Raw genomic sequence first — 19950 nt, forward strand, 5'->3', positions numbered from 1 at the left:
CAGGAGCAACACATTCAGAAAATCCGAATGGCGGCCTATTGCCGAGTGTCCACCGACCAAGACGAACAGCTATCAAGTTATGAGAACCAGGTTCGGTATTATCAAGACTATATTCGCCAGAATCCTCTCTACCAGTTGGTTGATATATACGCGGATGAGGGGATTTCAGGAACCAATACCAAGAAACGAACAGGGTTTAATCGGTTGATAGCAGACTGCCGAAAAGGTAAAGTGGATAGAATTATAGTGAAGTCTATCAGCCGTTTTTCCAGAAACACGCTGGACTGCTTGAAATATGTTCGGGAGTTAAAAGAACTTGGAATCGGGGTCACCTTTGAAAAGGAGAATATTGACAGCCTGGATGCCAAAGGTGAGGTGCTATTGACCATACTTTCTTCCTTGGCCCAAGACGAATCTCGTTCTATCTCAGAGAATGCGACCTGGGGGATTCGAAAGAAGTTTGAAAGGGGAGAAGTAAGGGTTAATACAACCAAATTTGTAGGCTACGACAAGGGCGAGAATGGAAATCTTATCATCAATGAGGAGCAAGCCAAGATTGTCAGACGAATCTTTCGGTATTTTTTACAAGGAGAAACGCCAGAAAGTATAGCAAGAACTCTGAAAGAAGAAGGGGTTCCAGGTTGGAATGGGAAAGTCAATTGGTACCCCACTACGATTCAAAGGATGCTTCAGAACGAGAAGTACATGGGAGATGCCCTCTTGCAGAAAACTTATACGGTGGATTTTCTAACCAAAAAGCGCAGTGAGAACCAGGGACAAGTCAATCAATACTATATCAAAGGCAATCATGAAGCCATCATTGATAAAGAAGAGTGGGAGTTGGTTCAGCTTGAGATAGAACGGAGAAATCAGTTTAGGCAGGATAATCACATCAATTTTTACATTATCCAGTGCGAACAAAACCCATTTACCTGCAAGGTATTCTGTGAAGAATGTGGAGGTCTATTTGGCAGAAAGAACTGGACTACGAGCAGAGGCAAGCGTCCAGTCTGGCAGTGCAATAACCGGTACAAGGTAAAAGGAATCCAGGGGTGCACCAATCGCCATATTGATGAGGAAACCCTGCAGCAGGCATTCTTTAGAGCAGTAGAGGTTCTTAGAGAAAATAAGGAAAATCTACAAGAGAAGTGGACTAACTTTAGCGAAGAACAAAAGCTGGAGAAGTACCATGCGGCTCAACTAAAGGAACTTCTTGATAGTGAGCAGGAAGCATTTGATGGAAGAAAGATGTGCCAGGTACTTGAGAAGATTATGCTTGGTGAAGACGGCAGCATTACCGTAAAGTTTTTAGAAGGAACAGAAGTTAATTTATAGGCCATAGTTAAGAGAGTAAATACTCTAGCTATGGCTTTTTTTATTTTAAATTTTTTAATTTGTAATTGTATTTAAATAGGTAGAAGTGTTATAATAAAGAAAACGCTTTAGTAAGTTGAGGTTTTATGGATTTCTATACTTTGTCAGAGCATATTCTGGGCTATACAAACAGTTTTGGAGAAGTCGAGCTTGGAAAATGTCAAGTTCTGGAAGATGCTATAAAAATAAATGAAGGTGAAATTGTATCATATTTCTCGAATATATCCTATCCATTTAAGGGAGCATCGGAATTTTCCACATTTGTTTCTTTTGTGCAATTACTGAAGGATTGGGGGATGACACCTAGCATATTATCTCAATACACAGATAATTTCTATTTTGGGTATAAAATTCCTCAAATAAGTAAAGAGTTTGATCTGATTCGTTTTGGGGAAAACTATAATGTTTCAATTGAATTGAAAAGTCAAACTACATTAGATAAGCAGGAAAAACAGCTTAAACGGAATCATTTTTATTTAAACTTTCTTGATAAACAGACGAGATATTATAGTTTTTCTCCTGACATCCAGAGTTATGTTGAATACGATGGAAATACCGGTAATGTTGAAAAAATCAATTCTGAAGAATTTAAGCGTGTCTTAATAGAACAGGAAGTCAGTTTATTAAGCCGCGATGAGGTAGATGCTCTATTTGATATAAAAAATTATTTAGTGTCTCCATTTAATGATACTGAGAAATTTCTCAAGCAACAATATTTTTTAAATGGACATCAAGAGGCAATTGTTAACTATATATTAGAACCCCAAAATAATGAGCGGCTGTTTACAATTAAAGGGAATCCGGGTACAGGTAAAACATTATTAATCTATCACATTGCAAAACTTTTGATGTACTTCGGCTTCAGAGTTGTAATTATACATGGTGCAAAACTAAATGATGGTCAGCGTCACTTACAGACAAAGGGATTTCAGATTAAGCCTATAACCCAATTGAAATCAACCTTGAATGATGCTAAGTCTTATGATTACATAATTATTGATGAGTCTCAAAGATTGCGAGAAGAAAGTCAATATAAGCAGGTGTCTGCTTTATTGGACTCTGTAACTGAAAATCCTGATACAAAATATATTATCTCCCTAGACGGTGCACAGACTCTCAGTAAATCTGAGAGTGCTGCAAATGCAAATGCTATATTAAGTAAGTTCTCTGAGTTGGGTTCAAAGCAATTTAGTTTAAAAGATAGATTCAGAACCAACCCAGATATGAATTTATTTATAAGGAACTTGATTAAGTTTTCAGTTGATAAGCCTATTGAAAAGGTAAAGAATACGCGTAGAAATATTCAAATAAAATATTTTGGCAATAGAGCAAGTGCGAATACTTATTTACATAAAATGGAGGATACAACCGATTGGCATGTCCTTAACTATGCTAAGAGTCGCTATACCTTTGAAAGTATAGACTCAATGGTTGATTGCGGAAAAGTTTCACATGAAGTCATTGGACAAGAATTTGATAAAGTTATTATACCGATGGATTTCAATTTTTACTATGGTCCAGGCATTCAGGAAAAGAAAAATAAAAAAGGAGAAGTTATTGGAGTAAATAAGTTCATGTTTTTGAATAGTACGGATTCCTACTATCCAATTAATAAGATGTTTTACCAAAACATTACGAGAACTAGAGAGCAATTACAAATTGTTGTAATAGAAAACTGGGATCTATATTCAAAAATTTGTAATTTATTAGAAACTTTTTAAGAAACAAGTCTAAGTAACGAGATGATACTTAGGTAGAAAGGAATTTATTATGCCTATACTAGAAGAATTTGGTGGAGCAATAAAACAAGGAGCTAAACAGGGGCTGAGTTCATTGTACTTTGATGGGTTTAATGATGCTGCAAGTACTGTTTTTAATTATTTTGAGCAGAAAAAGAAGACGTTAAATTCTAAGATTAGAAAAGGTCAATATTTAAATGAAGAGGAACAGTATCTGTTGGCTCAAATTGATGTATTTCTTGAAGAACTTGATAAAGAATTTAAAAAGACGGTTTCTACTCAGGGACCTAAAATTTGAAAAGAGCCAGCAAATGAACCGCACCCCAAAAGTTAGACAGAAAAAATCTAACTTTTGGGGTGTTTTTAAATGAAACTAACTTATGAGGATAAAGTTCGAATCTATGAACTAAGAAAACAAGGAATCAGCTTCAAGCGACTTTCAGAAAAATATGGAATGAACCTTTCAAATCTTAAGTACTTAGTCCGATTGATTGATCGCTACGGAATAGAAAGTGTCAAAAAAGAGAAAAACCGTTATTACTCGCCAGAATTAAAGGAAGAAATAATTAATAAAGTTCTACTTGAGGGGCGATCGCAACTAAGCGTATCTCTGGATTATGCTCTCCCAAGCACTGGATTACTTCCAAATTGGCTGGCACAATACAAGAAAAACGGGTATACTATTGTTGAGAAAACAAGAGGAAGGCCAGCTAGGATGGGACGTAAACGGAAGAAAACTTGGGAAGAAATGACAGAATTAGAGCGACTTCAAGAGGAGAATGAGCGTCTACGTACCGAGGTGGCCTACTTAAAAAAGTTAAAAGAGTTAGAGGAAAGGGACGAAGCCTTACAGCGAGAAAGGCAGAGACAGTTAGAGAAATGGTTTCAGGAGGATTTCAATTAGATTTACTTCTTGAAACGGCACATTTAGCTCGCTCAACTTACTACTATCACTTAAAACAGCTAGATCAACCAGATAAGAATAAAGAGCTAAAGGATGAAATACAAGCCATTTATAGTGAGCATAAAGGAAATTATGGCTATCGGAGAGTCACTCTTGAACTAAGAAATCGTGGCTTCGTGGTGAATCATAAGAAGGTCCAACGTCTGATGAAAGTCCTTGGTTTAACGGCTCGAATTCGTCGGAAACGGAAGTATTCTTCCTACCAGGGAGAGATTGGCAAGAAAGCAGCGAATCTCATTCAACGCCAGTTTGAAGCATCCAAACCAATGGAAAAGTGCTATACGGATGTGACAGAGTTTGTCATTCCAAATAGCACACAGAAATTGTATTTATCGCCAGTTTTAGATGGTTTTAACAGCGAAATTATTGCTTATCATCTTTCTACTTCACCAAATTTAGAACAAGTGAAGACCATGTTGGAGAAAGCTTTTTCAGATAAGAGATATGAGAATACGATTCTCCATAGCGATCAAGGCTGGCAATACCAACATGATTCTTATCATCGGTTCCTAGAGAGTAAGGGAATTCAGCCATCCATGTCACGCAAGGGTAACAGCCCAGACAACGGCATGATGGAGTCCTTCTTTGGCATTTTGAAATCCGAAATGTTCTACGGTTATGAAAAGACGTTTCAGTCACTTAAGCAACTGGAACAAGCTATTGTAGACTATATTGATTACTATAACAATAAACGAATTAAGGTCAAACTAAAAGGACTTAGTCCTGTGCAATACAGAACTAAATCCTTTACTTAAATTAATTGTCTAACTTTTTGGGGTCAGTACACAAAACGGCTCTTTTTGGTAACCTCAACCTTACTCCTGAAGAAGACAGTAGTATGAGTGGCAAATTTTTAGTTAGAAGGAAGAAAAACCAATTTGAAAGGTGATAGTTACGTTTAATGGTTTAATTCAAATATTCGGATGCGCTATATTTCGTTTCATAGTATAGGAAGCTAACATCAGCACATGTTGAGGCGGTATCACTGTTGTACGAGCTGAGGCATCAGCGAAGTAGGAGTAGATGCTCCGCCCATGGGATAGGACTCGTAAAATGAGGAGGGAAACCGACGAAATGATACGGTAAGTCCGAACCGCTGAGTGCATGGCTCTGCTCTTCCGATCTGAGACAGTCGAAAAGTAGAAGGGGATGGTATTGGTATCAATCAATGAGTAACAAAGTAACAGCGTGATTCGAAACATTTGCTTGTAATTTCCGGAGGAACATCAATATGGATGGAATAACAAAAGATTCTATAAAAACGGCTAAACTAATAAAACAATTATGGCCCCAATTGACCGATAAAGAAGCTTTTGATGAAGTAAAAAAATATACGAATGGCAAAAATACTGCAATCTTTACTGAAGTTGAAGGTAACACAATTGTAGGTCTAGCATTATGTTCCCTCAGATTTGATTATGTTGAAGGTTGTAAATATAGTCCTGTTGGATTCTTAGAAGGGATTATTGTCGATGAGGAATATCGTTTAAAGGATATTGCTAAAAATCTCTGTACAAAATGTGAGGAATGGGCGAAAAATAAAGGATGTAAGGAATTTGCAAGTGACTGTACTTTAACGAATACGGATTCTATAAGATTTCATCTCAATATTGGATTTCAGGAGGCAAGTAGAATTATTCATTTTAAGAAAAAATTATAATTTAGAAACGTGAATAAACTTGTTAAACTTTATGTATCTTTAGAAAGTGTGTTAACTTGAAAGAACAAATTTTTTTGATGGGTGGGAATCCCCCAATAACGAAATATAGCATTGTTGATAAAATTGTATTATCAAGCAAGATTGAAAGAATTGTTATTTTTACGGTTTTTCGAGATAATTGGCAACCCTATATGAAAAAGTACACAGAAGTTTTCCAAAGTCAATTTCCTAATCTAAACACTGATTACTTACTTTTGGACACTGAGCAGATTGATTTTGATAGCTATTTAGATGCTGATCTAATTATCATTGGTGGAGGAAATACGGAAAAATATATAGCTACTTATGTCAATCAGGAGTTCAAAAATTATATCGATCATATGCTTAATAAAGGGGCAAAAGTTATAGGGTTTTCTGCAGGAGCCCTATTATTAGGAGAAAAAGTATATGTCTCACCTAATGATAATTCAGATCATCAGATAAAGATAAAAAATGGATTAGGACTCTTTAGTCAGTTTTTAATTAGTGTCCATTATGATTCCTGGAATGATAAAGCTAATAAGGATAGAGCAGAAGAACTTGTCAGTGTTCCCATAATTCCACTAAATGATCATTCCTGTCTTGTATTGGATAGACTTGGAAACATTATTGAGAAAATTGACTAGTTTTAATCATGCGAATCTGAATCTACGAAACTAAAGTATTGACGAAATGAATAGTGAAAAGCCTTGATTGTAAGGCTTTTTTGTGTTTTTATGATAGAATATAGGTAGTTATAATCGATAGCAACTAAGAAGCAGTAAAAATATTATTCATAAAATAATCAAGATTAGGAAGAAAAAAATGACAGAAATTGATAAAAGGAATTTAAAAAATTATCTTTGTTTTACATTTGGAATTACTTATATAGCTTGGGGGCTTCTTGCCATATTTACACAATCTTATATTTTGGGATTAGAGACATTTATAGGAAGAATATTACATATAGTTGGTGCACTTGGACCAGCTATTGCAAGTGGCTTTTATTTAAAAAGTAATAATATAAAATTTAAACATTTTTTATTTAATAAGTTAGAAAATAGCAGTATTTATTTCATTTATCATATGTTAGCAATTTTGATACTATTTTCTGTATCTTCCTTAGAATTAAACGGAGTATCAATTTATCTGATGCCATTATTCTTTATACAACTAATTTTTTTTGGTGGTGGACATGAAGAATTAGGATGGAGAGGAATATTACAACCATTACTTGATAAAAAATATACTTATTGGCAATCTAATTTGATTGTAGGATCAATTTGGGGAATATGGCATCTGCCTTTATGGTTTATAGTTGGAGAAAGTCATCAAGGATTTCCTTTTATTTTATTTTTTATATATACATTATTTTTAAGTTTTGTTTTAGGGCTTCTTTACCGTCAAACGAAATCTGTGGGATACTGTGTATTATTTCATGCATTCGCAAATTTGTTAAATCTCTATTTTGTGTTAAAAATTAATCTTATTTTTATTATCATTTTTATTGGTTATTTGATTTATACTATATTGGCGAGTAATAGAATTAGTAAGGAAACAACATTTTAAAATTTAGATCAGGATATCCATTATTGAAAGTAACGTGTGATCATTCTAGATAATCAATGTTAGAGACTTTTCTATTTGATGAGACATCACTGCTTGTACGAGCTGATTAAACATGGGTGTAGCTAGTGAAAGTTCTACAGTAAGGAGTTTAAACATGAAATTCCATGAATTTGGTGATAAGAATTTGCCTCCTATTTTACTGATACATGGTGGTGGAAGTTCTTGGTGGAATTATCTTCGTCAAGCACGAATCTTGTCAGAAGAATACCGTGTTATTCTACCCACTTTGAATGGCCACGGCGAGGAATATCAAGTTGATTATGTTTCTACTGAAGATTCTGCTTTGGAGATTCTGGACTATATCAAAGCAAACTGTGGTGGGAAATTGTTTGCAATCGGTGGTGTTTCGCTTGGTGGTCAAATTGCTATGGAGCTTTTGTCTTTAGACAGTGAAATTGCTGAGAAGGCCATCATAGATGGAAGCCTCTGCATTCCTCAACTAAGGTTAGCTAAAATCAGCATCTTTCTAGTGTCTCTATTTGGTAAACTGATGTTCAATAAATTCTCTTGCAAACTTCAGTTAAGCATGATGAACAAATTCTATCCTAAACTGGCTTATCCAGAGGAAATAAAAACTTATTATTTGGAGGATTTGCCAAGGACGCCTATCAAAACATTGGTGACCATTTACAAAAACTATATGGGATGTTACAAGCTGAAAGATATGATTTCTGCTAGCAAGGCTCAGGTTCTGTATATTTATGGTGAAAAAGAATTGAACTGTGTGAAAGAATCAGCGAAATTATTTCATCAGCTACATTCAAATACAATTTTGTATGAAGCAAAGGGCTATAATCACGGCTATTTATCAGCTTACCTGCCTTATGAGTGGATTGATTTGGTGGTGCCATTTTTAAAGAGTGACTCATTAGAAATGTGTAACGAATCTGATATGCCATAAGGAGGAAACGGATGCTAGGAGCAATTATTGGAGACATTGTAGGTTCTGTTTACGAATGGAACAATATCAAAACGAAGGATTTTCCTTTATTTTGTGAGGATTGTTTTTTCACGGATGATACGGTAAGTTCGAACCGCTGAGTGTGTGAGTTTGTTAGTGAAACGTAGTTAATCCTCAAAATAAAGAAACTAAAACTCCATTATTTTGAGATGAAAACCTAAACTGTTTTTAAGGAGGTGAAATATTGATAGAAAGCAGACCTATGTTTGAAAAAATCTCATCCTTTGATGAATTTAATAAATATTACTGGTATCGTGATGAACTTTCACAGATATGCAGGTCATTAGGACTTGAATATAGAGGTACAAAACAGGAACTCAATGATATTATTGAGCAGTACTTCAAGGGGAATTTGATTAAAAAGTCATCAGTAAAAAAAAATAAGAAACGAGTAGAAGTCGTTACCTTAGATTCGCCCTTACTTGAATGTGGATTCTCCTTTAATGCACACTTTAGAGAATATTTCTCAACTTTAACAGGTGTTTCGCCCTTTAAATTTACTGCTGATATGGCTACAGCTTGGAGAAAAGTAAAAAAAGAAAATGATTTGAATTTCACAATCCAAGATATGCTAAAAGTCTATTATGGAGATTCAGATTATGCCAAGTATGATCATTCGGTTTGTCAATGGAATCAATTTCTAAAGGATTTCTGTGCAGACGAAAATAGTGCCAACTACTCTAATAAACTAAAAGTAGCTTCTATTCTTTGGAAAGAAGTTAGAAATTCAAGTAATGCAAAAATTTATTCAAAGAATCTTTTAACTAAATATGCTGATAAAATAGACGAGTATGTCAAGTAGAAATGTCAGTCTAAACTAATAGTTTGTAAGGAGGAATACCATGCTAGGAGCAATAGTTGGAGATATTGTAGGTTCAGTTTATGAATGGAACAATATCAAAACGAAAGACTTTCCATTATTTCGGAAAGACTGCTTTTTTACAGATGATACGGTAAGTTCGAACCGCTGAGTGTCTGAGTTTGTTAGTGAAACGTAGCTAATCCTCTCACCTTTTCATTTTAACGCAAGAAGGCTTCAAAGCTCCACTGGAGCTTTGAACTCCCCGAACCTTTTGAGTTTCACAAACGCATCATGTTGAGGCGGTAAGTCTATTAGTGAAGAGTAATTAATTTTCAGAAGGCTTCCTGCTTTTTTAATCCTACGGACGAAAAATACGGCAAAACCTTATTTTATACAGTAAATTTTCTAACGTTAGAAAAATAGATTTGATGCATTTAGATAAACAAATTATAAATAGGAGAATCGAATGTTTAATTTTTTTAAAAAGAAAGATCCTAAAAACCTCGAAATCAATTTTCATGACAATTCAATGGTAATGAACGGAACCAGCTTGTCTTTTCCTTTATCTTTGAAAGATATTGAGGCCGTGTTAGGAAAGCCTGATCAGGTTGTCAAAAAAGAAAGTAAATACATAAAGTACGTTTACGACAATGCTGGTATTGTATTTGAACATTCGTCTTCTATCCGGAATCATTTAAAGAAATGCAGGGTCTATATTGATGATGAGCATCTACTTTCTACAATCAGTTTCTACTATGGTGATGTTGTAAAACCTATGTTTGGAGAAGAAGAATTACCCAAGATGCCTTGTCAAGCCGTAGTATCCACTGATGGGAAGCCTCCCTATTTTCTTTATGATAGACACAGAACTGGGGATTTCAATTTTATTTTATGGACCCCTCATGGAACCAATTTTAATGGAAGACCAGATGTAATGAGATATCCACTCACCATTTCTTACTATCCAGAAATCAAGCATGAACGTCAAAAATCAAATCCAAAAGTTGTTCAAGAAAAATATCTTCATTTTGATAATCTGAATTTTAAACTAGCTATTATCCAAGTATTGATGTATGATTTAGATATTTTAAAGCCAGCTTTTGATATTTTTGATTTTTCAGAGGAATTTAGCGAGTTGGATATTGATACAGAAAGTACAGAACTTGTAGAGCCTGCCTTAGAATACTTTAAAAATCTTCAGATTTCACAGAAGTATGCAAGTCTTGTAAAAGAGATTGATATGGATGGCGGTAATGAAATTTTTATGAATCTGATTCCTCAGTGGGATGGTGAGGATAGTACTTTTGATTTGAATGAGGTTAGTTTGGTTGAATTAAAGCAGTTCCCAAATTTAAAACAAGCGACAATCATGTCAAGTAATTTTGAACAAGTTAAGGAAACTTTTGCTAAAGCTGGAGTCGACGTAGAACTAGTGTAAGTTTAACTAAACATTTATAAATTTTTGAAAAAATCTTACTGTTATGACTCGAAAAAAGGATTAAGTAAAATATGAAAAAGTTTAAATGGTGTTTATGGGTAACTGGGGTTCTTGTTATTCTTATGACAGCATCTTCATTGAATGCTTGTAGTTTGGGTGGTGAAACCATTCCCAAAAACAGAACAAGGGAACAGTACGAGTTTGAAAAAACGTTTGATCCTATGTTTAAATTTTTGGAACAAGAGCAGAAGGATTTTAATGGGCTGGAAGCTTATAAAAGCAGCGTCTATATAAAAAATGGTGACGAAGTCAAAAGATGTGAAATCGACCTAGACATTACCAAGGCAGATGGTAAGGGCGACTATAGAATACAAATCGGAGAAAATAAAAAAACGGTTCCCGTTAGTTATTCTAATGGCAAGTTGCATTACGATTCAGCGATAGATCCTTTATTTGATGAAGAAATTCTTAACTTAGTTGTCAAAAGAGATGTTTTTGACTCCTTGAATGTAAAAAGAACGTTAAGAACTGGAACAACAGAGCTTAGTGAAATTATCTACCAGCCAGAAACTCAGTCTGAACTCTTTCAGAAACTGAAAATCAAATATGATCTACCAGAGGAAACTACATGCCAAATCAGGGTAAATTACTCAGATAAAACAAATTATGGGATCACAATACAGTTAACATCGAAAGAGATGTCTGTCAAAATTGGTTTAACTATTATTAAAAAACGGGGCTAACGATTTAGGAATGTTATTGAAAAGAGTTTTTTAACTCTGAGAAGGATTTAAAGGTGACTATGAAGGTAAAATTTAAAGAAACGAATAAAGTATTTTTCAAAATAGTAGAAGTAGAGGGAGAAAAGTATATTCTAGATTTGACGACTGTTAGACCAAAATCCTATTTCTGGGGTTCTCTTCCCGATGAAATTACTGCAAAAATGCAAAAGTTAGATAAAAGAGATATGCGTTTTGAGAGTGTAGCTCCAACTATGAGTAAATCAATTGGGATTGCAATTGGTACAGCAATAGGGGGATCTGGCTATCGGCTTGTGACAAATTTTTTTAGAAACAATGGGATTAGTCATAACCTTCCTTTAAAGATAGGCTTATATGGCCTATTCATTTCCCTAGCTTATCTTGCTTTCTGGTTCATTGCCATAAGAGCTCGTCATAGCGTCCAAAAAAGACTTGAGAATAACGTTACAAATTATAAAATAACCTTTAAACCAGTTGGAAATAAACGTCAATTAAAACATTACAAACTTCTTCCTTTTATCCTTGTTCCGACTCTTGGATGTTTTGTATTTTATCTATATACTGTTAATGGAACAGAGGGAGCCTTACTTGTTATTAATAGTATTCTATTATTGGGATTTTTTACAGTGATTTTAGGCATGTCACCACTCCGAGAAAGTGTCGAAAAGCAAGAGATTATTTTTGATAGAATAGAGAAGTTATAAATTAAGATGAAAGCTGTTTATGATCCTATTTTGCAGGTCACATTGGGCTATTCTATCAGAAAAAATTAGGGAACTGATTAGAGAGCATTTTGTTAGTCAATGACTCATTTAAGGTTCAGAACTGCTCTCGTAATGACATTTTATAATTTAGAAAAGGAGTAAAAATGAATTATTTAGAAATACGCAAGAAATATGGATTTTATAGAAAAGTCGTGATTGTTTTGGCTGTTCTTCTCATTCTTTTTGTAGCTTGGATGGTGAAAGATAGGACTATTCAAACCCTTTGTATTTTATTCATAAATGCACTCTTATTTCTTTTCATTGCACTAATCAGAAGAGGGTATGTAAGGAGTGGTACTAAGTTACTGTATATGGACTTAGATTTACCATCTTGGAAGCAATACATTGAATTGAAGAAAGATGCAAAAAGAGCTATTATAAAAATGGATGTGACACTAACATCTGTTGGGTATTCCTATATGATTGGTGATTTCGATGCTGCCATTAAGGAGGCTTCTGAAGCAACGACTGATCAAAAACTGAAGCCAAAATACAGGGATTCCTTAGAGAGTTACCTCATTCGCTCGACAGTTCTTGCAAATCCTAACCTAACCAGAGATGAGCTTGATCTTATGCTAAACAAAATGTCCATATCAGATTCCTCTCTAGCCGAGAAAACAAAAAGCGTGAGTATTGCACTTTACGATTTAACAATTGCTCATCAATCCAATGATTACTTTGAAGAATTAGAAAACGAGTTTAAATATCAACAATTGGAAATCATTTACTATCAAGCCTTGAACTCTAAATTAAAAGGAGATATGACTAGGGCGAATGAATTGTTTAGAAAACTCGCTCAAGAAGATGAACAGCTCTATATCGTCCAGAAGTCTAAAGAATTTTTAAAAAGTGAATCTATTAATTAGCGATGAATAAGTACAGGAAAGGATTGAATATGAAATCAAACAGTTTATTTTTTTTTAATGGAATTTTTGCTTTAACGTGCTCTCCCATTATTGCATTTGCATTTTTCTATAGATGGGAGATAAGATTTATCAATGGGGCTCTTCGTTTTGTTGATAAACCAGCATGGGCTTTTTCAGTAAATTTAATTAGTTTTATATTTCTTGTTTGTTCCATACTTGCAATTTTCATTTATAGAAAAGAATCAAATGGTCGTAAGAAAAGCTTTTTGTTTCTTTTAGTTGCATCTATCACAGGTTTTATCCCCTTCCTTTCATTTTTTTCAGCAATTTTTGCTCTTATTGCTGGGATTTTATATTTGGTTGATTTTAATCGATTGGTAAAAGAATAAACTAGAAGGTATTTATCATTTTCAACATATCCAACCTTTTTTAGAACTGATTCTCTCAATCTCCGGTACGTCTGATTTCTATTTTTTGAGGTTTCATTATATAATAGCATTATATGTAATGACTGATGTAGTTACACTAACATTTCTATTTAAAAATTAAGGAGTATTATCAATGAAAAAAGCAATGTTAATTATAAACCCTACCTCTGGTGGGGAAAAGGCTTTGGATTATAAGGTCAAGCTGGAGAATAAGGCCAAAGATTATTTTGAGCACGTGGAAACCAAAATTACTGAAAAAGCGCTGGATGCAACACACTTTGCTGAGGAAGCCTCTCGTGAGCAGTACGATGCAGTGGTTGTTTTCGGTGGAGACGGGACTGTCAATGAAGTCATTTCGGGTATTGCTGAGAGAGACTACATTCCTAAGTTAGGGATTATCCCAGGCGGTACAGGTAACCTCATTACGAAACTGTTGGAAATCAATCAAGACATCGATGGTGCGATTGATGAACTTGATTTTAACTTAACCAACAAGATTGATATCGGTAAAGCAAATGATAACTATTTTGGTTATATCTTTAGTATCGGTTCTCTGCCTGAGGCGATTCACAATGTGGAGATCGAGGACAAGACAAAATTCGGTATATTAGCCTATGCTGTAAATACCATGAAGTCTGTGATGACGGATCAGGTCTTTAACATTAAGGTTGAGACAGAAAATGGAAATTATGATGGTGAAGCGAGTCATGTTTTGGTTCTCTTGACAAATTACTTCGCTGATAAGAAAATCTTTGAAGAAAACAAAGACGGCTATGCCAATATTTTGATTCTAAAAGATGCTTCTCTATTCTCTAAATTATCCGTCATTCCTGATTTACTAAAAGGCGATGTTGTCGGCAATGATAATATTGAGTATATCAGAGCTCGTACTATTAAAATCTCTTCAGATAGTGAGTTGGAGTCAGATGTTGATGGCGATAAGTCGGATAACCTACCTGTAGAGATTAAGGTACTGGGCCAGCATATTGAAGTTTTTTCACAACCGAAAGAGTAGAAGATAGAAACAAGTTTGTCTTTCACTGAGAAATAAAGTTTTATATCAAAGATTGGAGGAAGGATGAATTCTCTATTTGATGAATTTCGAACAATTTGTTCTCATTTAAACCAAGTTGGAATCACACCCACGCTCATGGGGTCTTTGGGTTTTGAATACCGTTCAAATGAAGATTGGGAGCCGTCTGACATTGACATTCATGTCTCTGGAGATCCTAGAGGCTGGGAAGCGCCTGATCATCTCAGGATTTATGACTGGGACAAGATAATGAAAGTGATGAACCACTTAGGCTATACCTTGGTAGATATTCACGAGCACGAATTCCAAAAAGATGATGTGAGCGTTGAATTTGGAAGTATCGATTCCTTACCTGATTTTGCAGGAGTTTCGAAATCAGATATAGAGTTGATTCATCTCGAGGACATCACGTTTCGTGTTCCAAGTTTGGAACAGTATTTCAGTATATACAAGGCTTCTTCCCAAGATTCCTATCGAAATGACCACAATAATAATAAAGATTTTAAAAAGATAGATTGGCTTGAAAGGCATTTGTAAATCATCAATCAGAAAGTAGTAGGTATTAAATCTTACTGCTTTTTTATATTCTCAAAAACAATCCACTCGAAACTACGGACAAGTCTTGAAAATAAAATTTTAAAGTAGTATACTAGAATCACAATAATGAAAACGTTTGCGCAGCAAGATGAATAAAAGTAAACTAGGAGACAGAACAATGGAATTAACAGCCATTTACCATAGACCAGAGTCAGAGTATGCGTACCTTTATAAGGATAAGACAATGCACATTCGTATCCGGACCAAGAAAGATGATATAGAAAGCATCAACTTGCATTATGGAGACACTTTTATCTTTTTAGAGGACCATTATGAAGCAATCAAGGAGATGGTCAAAGTAACTTCTGATGTCTTATTTGATTACTGGCAAGCGGAAGTTTCAGTTGGCTATGCACGACTCCAGTATCTCTTTGAACTCAAGGATAAGCAGGGTCAGAGTATTTTGTATGGCGATAAGGGATGTGTTGAAAATACGCTAGAAAACCTTCATTATGAAGGAAATGGCTTTAAAATTCCGTATATCCATGAGATTGATGCTTGCCATGTTCCTGACTGGGTAGCAGAGATGGTATGGTACCAGATTTTCCCAGAACGCTTTGCTAATGGCAATCCTGAGATTTCACCTGAAGGTGCGCTAGCTTGGGATTCCTTTATCAAGCCAAAGACGAGCGATTTCTTTGGTGGTGATTTACAGGGCATTATTGACCATCTGGATTACTTGCAAGACTTAGGGATTACAGGTCTTTATCTCTGTCCGATTTTTGAATCCCCAAGCAATCACAAGTATAATACGACGGATTATTTCGAAATAGATCATCATTTTGGAGATAAGAAAATTTTTCGTAAACTGGTGGAGGAGGCCCATCAGAGAGGGATGAAAATCATGCTGGACGCTGTTTTCAATCATATCGGGGATCAGTCTCTGCAGTGGCAGGATGTTCTCAAGCATGGTGGAAAGTCGGAATATAAAGACTGGTTCCATGTTCAAGAATTTCCCGTGACCAAAGATAAGCTTGGAAATCCAAGAAAACTCCCTTATCATACCTTCGCTTTTGCCAGCTATATGCCCAAGCTCAATACGGCCAATCCTCAAGTGAGGGACTATTTGTTAAAAGTTGCGACCTACTGGATTGAAGAGTTTGATATTGATGCTTGGCGCCTGGATGTGGCCAATGAAGTAGACCATCAATTTTGGAGAGATTTCCGTAAGGCTGTCTTGGCTAAAAAGCCTGACCTTTATATTCTTGGAGAAGTCTGGCACACTTCTCAGCCTTGGCTAAATGGCGATGAATTCCACGCAGTCATGAATTATCCTCTCTCCGACAGCATCAAGGATTATTTCTTGCGAGGGACTAAGAAGTCACCTCAATTCATCGATGAGATCAATAGCCAATCAATGTACTATAGACAACAGATTTCGGAAGTGATGTTCAATCTTCTGGATTCGCATGATACGGAGCGTATTTTGGCTACTGCCAAGGGAGATGTCCAACTCGTTAAGTCTGCCCTTGCTTGTCTCTTTTTACAAAGAGGGACACCGTGTTTCTACTATGGAACGGAGTTGGAGTTAGGTGGCGGACCAGACCCAGATTGTCGCCGTGTCATGCCTTGGGACCGTGTTTCAGACAGTAATGACATGCTGAACTTCATGAAGAAATTGATTCAGCTTCGTAAGGAGGTTTCAGGCATTATCCAACATGGCACCTATAGCCTAAAAGAAATTAAGCCGGACATGCTAGCTCTTGAATGGGATTATGATGGACAAAAGGTCCAAGCTATTTTTAACCAATCAAGTGAAAACTATCTTGTAGACCGTGATTCTGTAGTGCTAGCCAGTCATTGCCAAGAATTGGGACTGCAACTGGCGATTTTGCCTAAAGGTTTCGTCATTCAATAAAAAATAGGATTAAAAAGGCTGTAATGAATGGGTGATTCGTGCGGTCTTTTTTTGACTTATGTAGTATAATATAGCTAAGTCAACGATTACTAGCTGAATGATTAGTGAATGGTGTTTAAAATGAAAAAGAGACTTGTAGTCTAGAAGGAGAATTGCATGAAACGAACGAGAAAAGTAGTAGCCTTGGGACTGTGTTTGCCCTTATTTCTTGGCTTGGCTGCTTGTCAGCAAAATAATACGAGCACTGAAGCTGCAAATCAGACACAGACCAGTTCAGATAAAGTTCCTTGGACGGCTTCATATTCCAATCTAAACGGTCAAGTCAGTACCGAAGAGGTCAAATCTCTCTTATCAGCTCACTTGGACCCAAATAGTGTTGAAGCATTTTTCAATCTTGTTACAGACTATAATGCGACTGTCGGCTCCACTGGCTTAAGTGGTGATTTTGCCTCCTTTACAAAAACGGAATACGATGTAGAGAAAATCAGCAATTTGTGGACACAAAAGAAGGGTGACTTTGTCGGGACCAACTGCCGTATCAATAGCTATGCGCTATTAAAAAATTCAGTCACGATCCCAAAACTTGAAAAGAATGATCAGCTACTTTTTGTGGATAATGATGCTATCGATAAGGGAAAAGTATTTGATGAGAAAGATAAGGAAGAGTTTAATATTCTATTTTCTAGGGTGGAGACAGAAGCGACAACGGATGTAAAAGTTCACGCGCAGAAGATGGAGAAATTCTTTTCCCAGTTTCAATTTAATGACAAAGCTCGAATGCTGTCTGTAGTCTTGCATGATAATTTGGATGGAGAGTTTCTTTTTGTCGGGCATGTTGGTATTTTAGTGCCAGCTGATGATGGTTTCTTATTTGTTGAAAAACTGACTTTTGTAGAGCCCTATCAAGCTATTAAGTTTGCGAGCAAGGAAGACTGTTACAAGTATCTATCCACCAAATATGCGGATTACACAGGTGACGGACTAGCTAAGCCTTTCATCATGGACAATGAAAAGTGGGTTGAAGGATATTAAGGTAGGCAAGGGAGAAGGAGTATGGAGACAGTAGTAGCGCTTTTAGTTGTCATTCTTATCGGAGTCTGGGCTGTAAACATTCTCAAGTCTCGTAAGGCAAATAAAAAAGAAAGATTTTTTGGCTATATGCAGCGCTATGATATAGATGGTGAGGGCTATCAGTCAGAAGTCTGGGAAGTGATAGAAGATGAGGAATGGAAATAAGGAGGAGAGTCCAAAAACAGTAGATTTCTTGCCTTTCTCAAGAAAGGGAACTAGTAACATTAGTGCTATTCTAAGGAACTTATAGGAGGAAACATTATGGGAATGATTGCTAATTATCAATATCTATCTGACAATGAATTAAGCCAAATAAAGCGCTATTCTTGTCAGGAAGAGGATTTACTTGACTTAGTAGAGGATTATCCTGAGGGAAACGATACGTTGATAGATATTGACAAAATGTGGGATGCCTTGCTCTTTGTTATGACAGGTTTTAGTAGTTCAGAATTTATGGATGACGGCCCCTTGATAGAAGCTGTCTTGGGAGTAACTCCTTTAGAAAATGTATCGGAGTATATAGCCTATACTGAACACTCAAAGATAGCTGAGATTGTTCAAGCATTAGAGAATTTTGACATGGATAGGGCTTTAGCTAACTTTAGCATGGAAGCATGCAAGAAGGCAGATTTGTATCCCGATATTTGGGATTATCTTGATGAAGAGGAAGAAATCAAGGATGATATTCGAACCTGTTTTGTAAAAATGAAGGACTTTTATAAGAAAATCTTAACTCTCAAAGGAAATGTCCTAGTGACTATTTGTTAACTACTTTTACCAACTGTTAGTCAGGTGCCTGATGAATGCACATCTAGAAAATCGAACACCTGATGATTTGTCTGGTGGATGAAATATTCCACCGTGTAGTCGGACGGGATAGATAGAAATTGGTTATAGAATTTGTAAGCATAATAAATTTTAAACTTTAAGATGGAGGATTAAAGAGATGGGAAAAATTGAATGGGAAAATGCAAAGACGCGTTTAGATGCCTTGCTTGTCATTGATGAGTATCGAACAGATCCAAACAAGACCTGGCTTCGATTGATCGTTAAGACTGAGGAAAGCTATGGGATCCGTTACCTTATCAACAACGGTTCTGGTGATTCTCTAGATGTGATTTTGACTGATAAAATGATCCTTATAAAGGGCTTTGATCATGAAAGTAGTTTGAGTCAATTTGCTGCGGATGAGTGGAATCAAGACATCATAGACGGATTTTATAAAGGGCTGGATGAAAAGTATCAAAACCTATACTCAGAAGAACAAAAAGACGAAACAACCTTCTTTATCTGGTATGACGGTCAAGAGCATCAAAATACCTACCAAGATCAGGACGGTGGTGAATGGTTATTATCCTATTTCTTTGAAAGTTTTGAGAAATTTCATGAGTTTGTGACGGATTACTATTCAATTACCGTAGATGAGGACTTACTTAGAAAACTTTACAATCAAGGACAGCTTTCAGAAGTAGAATTGGAGCAGTTGATTCCTACTTCCTAGCTGGAAATATTTATGAAATCTGATGAAAAGAATTGATTTTCAATATCAAGTTATACTTTAAGAATTATTGAAGTAGTTAATGTCTGTAGTTCCTTTTTTCTTATGCAGATAACGACTTAAAACGATTTCTTTTTATTGTTGAATAATATTTTGCGAACAAAAAACAAAATTCTTTAAAAAAGTTTCACAAAATCCTTTACAAGTTCTTATAAACATGATATAGTTATTAGGCTTAGAAAATGAGATGATGTTTTCTAGCAAATATAAACCCGAGTAAAAAATGCCTACGGACAGGCAGGGTTGAATGCCGAAGCGTGGTTAAAAAGCCACATTATTGATAGGGTTAAAAGCCTACTTTTATAAGTTGATGTTAGGACGCTTGTCCTAATTCATAAATTTTAGTGTGGTGAAAGCACACGTCATCTTGTGAAACGATCAATAAAGTACGTAATATTTGCTACTAGAGAGTTAGGAAACATCAGGAAC

24 protein-coding genes are annotated in these 19950 nt (G+C 35.6%); 23 read left to right on the forward strand and 1 reads right to left on the reverse strand.

What is annotated here, in order from left to right:
* From GMD6S_RS04950 to GMD6S_RS12165, 4 genes are all read left to right on the forward strand, one after another.
* Positions 1-1335, forward strand: a 1335-nt coding sequence (locus GMD6S_RS04950; RefSeq protein ID WP_000300485.1) for a recombinase family protein, incomplete at its 5' end; no start/stop codon positions are given.
* 125 nt (positions 1336-1460) lie between these two features.
* Complete coding sequence (locus GMD6S_RS04955) at positions 1461-3095, forward strand: DNA/RNA helicase domain-containing protein (RefSeq protein ID WP_000348474.1); 1635 nt, start codon at positions 1461-1463, stop codon at positions 3093-3095.
* A 49-nt stretch (positions 3096-3144) separates the two neighbouring features.
* Positions 3145-3411, forward strand: a complete 267-nt coding sequence (locus GMD6S_RS04960; RefSeq protein WP_001121929.1) for a hypothetical protein — start codon at positions 3145-3147, stop codon at positions 3409-3411.
* Positions 3412-3480: 69 nt separating this feature from the next.
* Positions 3481-4832, forward strand: a protein-coding gene (locus GMD6S_RS12165; protein WP_155991753.1) for an IS3 family transposase whose coding sequence is annotated in 2 segments (ribosomal slippage) — positions 3481-3913 and positions 3913-4832 — 1353 coding nt in all. Because the reading frame shifts where the segments join, the coding sequence is not laid out codon by codon here.
* Between the two features lie 156 nt (positions 4833-4988).
* Here the strand turns inward: GMD6S_RS12165 and GMD6S_RS12170 are convergent.
* The gene (locus tag GMD6S_RS12170; RefSeq protein ID WP_237738358.1) at positions 4989-5279 is read right to left on the reverse strand and encodes a hypothetical protein; all 291 of its coding nucleotides are present in this window, start codon (positions 5277-5279) and stop codon (positions 4989-4991) included.
* 29 nt (positions 5280-5308) lie between these two features.
* Here GMD6S_RS12170 and aac(6') point away from each other — a divergent pair, with 29 nt between their 5' ends.
* From aac(6') to GMD6S_RS05055, 19 genes are all read left to right on the forward strand, one after another.
* Positions 5309-5737, forward strand: a complete 429-nt coding sequence (aac(6'), locus tag GMD6S_RS04975) for an aminoglycoside 6'-N-acetyltransferase (RefSeq protein ID WP_000348727.1) — start codon at positions 5309-5311, stop codon at positions 5735-5737.
* A 56-nt stretch (positions 5738-5793) separates the two neighbouring features.
* Positions 5794-6402 carry a Type 1 glutamine amidotransferase-like domain-containing protein gene (locus GMD6S_RS04980; protein WP_000662942.1) on the forward strand — a complete coding sequence of 203 codons (609 nt, stop codon included), beginning with the start codon at positions 5794-5796 and terminating at the stop codon, positions 6400-6402.
* A 178-nt stretch (positions 6403-6580) separates the two neighbouring features.
* Positions 6581-7324, forward strand: a complete 744-nt coding sequence (locus tag GMD6S_RS04985; protein ID WP_000134973.1) for a CPBP family intramembrane glutamic endopeptidase — start codon at positions 6581-6583, stop codon at positions 7322-7324.
* Between the two features lie 154 nt (positions 7325-7478).
* Positions 7479-8285, forward strand: a complete 807-nt coding sequence (locus tag GMD6S_RS04990; RefSeq protein ID WP_000668461.1) for an alpha/beta fold hydrolase — start codon at positions 7479-7481, stop codon at positions 8283-8285.
* A gap of 11 nt (positions 8286-8296) precedes the next feature.
* Positions 8297-8425: an ADP-ribosylglycohydrolase gene (locus GMD6S_RS12175; protein ID WP_000899999.1), complete on the forward strand. Its 129-nt coding sequence runs from the start codon at positions 8297-8299 to the stop codon at positions 8423-8425.
* 104 nt (positions 8426-8529) lie between these two features.
* A complete protein-coding gene (locus GMD6S_RS04995) occupies positions 8530-9147 on the forward strand; it encodes an SAP domain-containing protein (RefSeq protein WP_000573132.1) in 618 nt (205 codons plus the stop codon).
* A gap of 40 nt (positions 9148-9187) precedes the next feature.
* Complete coding sequence (locus GMD6S_RS12180) at positions 9188-9316, forward strand: hypothetical protein (RefSeq protein WP_000900078.1); 129 nt, start codon at positions 9188-9190, stop codon at positions 9314-9316.
* 297 nt (positions 9317-9613) lie between these two features.
* Entirely contained in the window at positions 9614-10585 is a 972-nt protein-coding gene (locus GMD6S_RS05000; protein ID WP_000481649.1) for a DUF6892 domain-containing protein, read from the forward strand.
* Positions 10586-10656: 71 nt separating this feature from the next.
* On the forward strand, positions 10657-11328 hold the full coding sequence (locus tag GMD6S_RS05005; RefSeq protein ID WP_000713811.1) for a hypothetical protein: 672 nt from the start codon (positions 10657-10659) through the stop codon (positions 11326-11328).
* A 59-nt stretch (positions 11329-11387) separates the two neighbouring features.
* Complete coding sequence (locus GMD6S_RS05010; protein ID WP_000865033.1) at positions 11388-12050, forward strand: DUF443 family protein; 663 nt, start codon at positions 11388-11390, stop codon at positions 12048-12050.
* A 164-nt stretch (positions 12051-12214) separates the two neighbouring features.
* Positions 12215-12976, forward strand: coding sequence for a hypothetical protein (locus GMD6S_RS05015; RefSeq protein WP_001108327.1), 762 nt, complete (start codon positions 12215-12217; stop codon positions 12974-12976).
* 29 nt (positions 12977-13005) lie between these two features.
* Positions 13006-13365: a hypothetical protein gene (locus GMD6S_RS05020; RefSeq protein WP_000841612.1), complete on the forward strand. Its 360-nt coding sequence runs from the start codon at positions 13006-13008 to the stop codon at positions 13363-13365.
* 172 nt (positions 13366-13537) lie between these two features.
* Positions 13538-14419 (forward strand): diacylglycerol/lipid kinase family protein, encoded by an 882-nt coding sequence (locus GMD6S_RS05025; protein WP_000710093.1) that lies wholly within the window; start codon positions 13538-13540, stop codon positions 14417-14419.
* A 63-nt stretch (positions 14420-14482) separates the two neighbouring features.
* Positions 14483-14974 carry a phosphoribosylanthranilate isomerase gene (locus GMD6S_RS05030; protein WP_001086572.1) on the forward strand — a complete coding sequence of 164 codons (492 nt, stop codon included), beginning with the start codon at positions 14483-14485 and terminating at the stop codon, positions 14972-14974.
* Positions 14975-15152: 178 nt separating this feature from the next.
* Positions 15153-16892 carry a glycoside hydrolase family 13 protein gene (locus GMD6S_RS05035; RefSeq protein ID WP_000423951.1) on the forward strand — a complete coding sequence of 580 codons (1740 nt, stop codon included), beginning with the start codon at positions 15153-15155 and terminating at the stop codon, positions 16890-16892.
* A gap of 156 nt (positions 16893-17048) precedes the next feature.
* Entirely contained in the window at positions 17049-17924 is an 876-nt protein-coding gene (locus GMD6S_RS05040) for a DUF4300 family protein (protein WP_000831843.1), read from the forward strand.
* Between the two features lie 21 nt (positions 17925-17945).
* Complete coding sequence (locus GMD6S_RS05045; protein ID WP_000451083.1) at positions 17946-18128, forward strand: hypothetical protein; 183 nt, start codon at positions 17946-17948, stop codon at positions 18126-18128.
* A 96-nt stretch (positions 18129-18224) separates the two neighbouring features.
* Positions 18225-18731 (forward strand): YfbM family protein, encoded by a 507-nt coding sequence (locus GMD6S_RS05050; RefSeq protein ID WP_000525330.1) that lies wholly within the window; start codon positions 18225-18227, stop codon positions 18729-18731.
* Between the two features lie 178 nt (positions 18732-18909).
* The gene (locus GMD6S_RS05055; RefSeq protein ID WP_000515982.1) at positions 18910-19464 is read left to right on the forward strand and encodes a hypothetical protein; all 555 of its coding nucleotides are present in this window, start codon (positions 18910-18912) and stop codon (positions 19462-19464) included.
* Positions 19465-19950 lie beyond the last annotated feature (486 nt).

The sequence above is a fragment of the Streptococcus sp. GMD6S genome, from assembly GCF_000297015.1.

Bases quoted from the DNA above. Each gene is read 5' to 3' on its own strand.
- GMD6S_RS04955 (WP_000348474.1), top strand. From the start codon at position 1,461: ATGGATTTCTATACTTTGTCAGAGCATATTCTGGGCTATACAAACAGT.
- GMD6S_RS04960 (WP_001121929.1), top strand. From the start codon at position 3,145: ATGCCTATACTAGAAGAATTTGGTGGAGCAATAAAACAAGGAGCTAAA.
- GMD6S_RS12170 (WP_237738358.1), bottom strand. From the start codon at position 5,279: ATGTTTCGAATCACGCTGTTACTTTGTTACTCATTGATTGATACCAAT.
- GMD6S_RS04985 (WP_000134973.1), top strand. From the start codon at position 6,581: ATGACAGAAATTGATAAAAGGAATTTAAAAAATTATCTTTGTTTTACA.
- GMD6S_RS04990 (WP_000668461.1), top strand. From the start codon at position 7,479: ATGAAATTCCATGAATTTGGTGATAAGAATTTGCCTCCTATTTTACTG.
- GMD6S_RS12175 (WP_000899999.1), top strand. From the start codon at position 8,297: ATGCTAGGAGCAATTATTGGAGACATTGTAGGTTCTGTTTACGAATGG.
- GMD6S_RS12180 (WP_000900078.1), top strand. From the start codon at position 9,188: ATGCTAGGAGCAATAGTTGGAGATATTGTAGGTTCAGTTTATGAATGG.
- GMD6S_RS05000 (WP_000481649.1), top strand. From the start codon at position 9,614: ATGTTTAATTTTTTTAAAAAGAAAGATCCTAAAAACCTCGAAATCAAT.
- GMD6S_RS05005 (WP_000713811.1), top strand. From the start codon at position 10,657: ATGAAAAAGTTTAAATGGTGTTTATGGGTAACTGGGGTTCTTGTTATT.
- GMD6S_RS05010 (WP_000865033.1), top strand. From the start codon at position 11,388: ATGAAGGTAAAATTTAAAGAAACGAATAAAGTATTTTTCAAAATAGTA.
- GMD6S_RS05015 (WP_001108327.1), top strand. From the start codon at position 12,215: ATGAATTATTTAGAAATACGCAAGAAATATGGATTTTATAGAAAAGTC.
- GMD6S_RS05020 (WP_000841612.1), top strand. From the start codon at position 13,006: ATGAAATCAAACAGTTTATTTTTTTTTAATGGAATTTTTGCTTTAACG.
- GMD6S_RS05025 (WP_000710093.1), top strand. From the start codon at position 13,538: ATGAAAAAAGCAATGTTAATTATAAACCCTACCTCTGGTGGGGAAAAG.
- GMD6S_RS05030 (WP_001086572.1), top strand. From the start codon at position 14,483: ATGAATTCTCTATTTGATGAATTTCGAACAATTTGTTCTCATTTAAAC.
- GMD6S_RS05035 (WP_000423951.1), top strand. From the start codon at position 15,153: ATGGAATTAACAGCCATTTACCATAGACCAGAGTCAGAGTATGCGTAC.
- GMD6S_RS05040 (WP_000831843.1), top strand. From the start codon at position 17,049: ATGAAACGAACGAGAAAAGTAGTAGCCTTGGGACTGTGTTTGCCCTTA.
- GMD6S_RS05045 (WP_000451083.1), top strand. From the start codon at position 17,946: ATGGAGACAGTAGTAGCGCTTTTAGTTGTCATTCTTATCGGAGTCTGG.
- GMD6S_RS05050 (WP_000525330.1), top strand. From the start codon at position 18,225: ATGGGAATGATTGCTAATTATCAATATCTATCTGACAATGAATTAAGC.
- GMD6S_RS05055 (WP_000515982.1), top strand. From the start codon at position 18,910: ATGGGAAAAATTGAATGGGAAAATGCAAAGACGCGTTTAGATGCCTTG.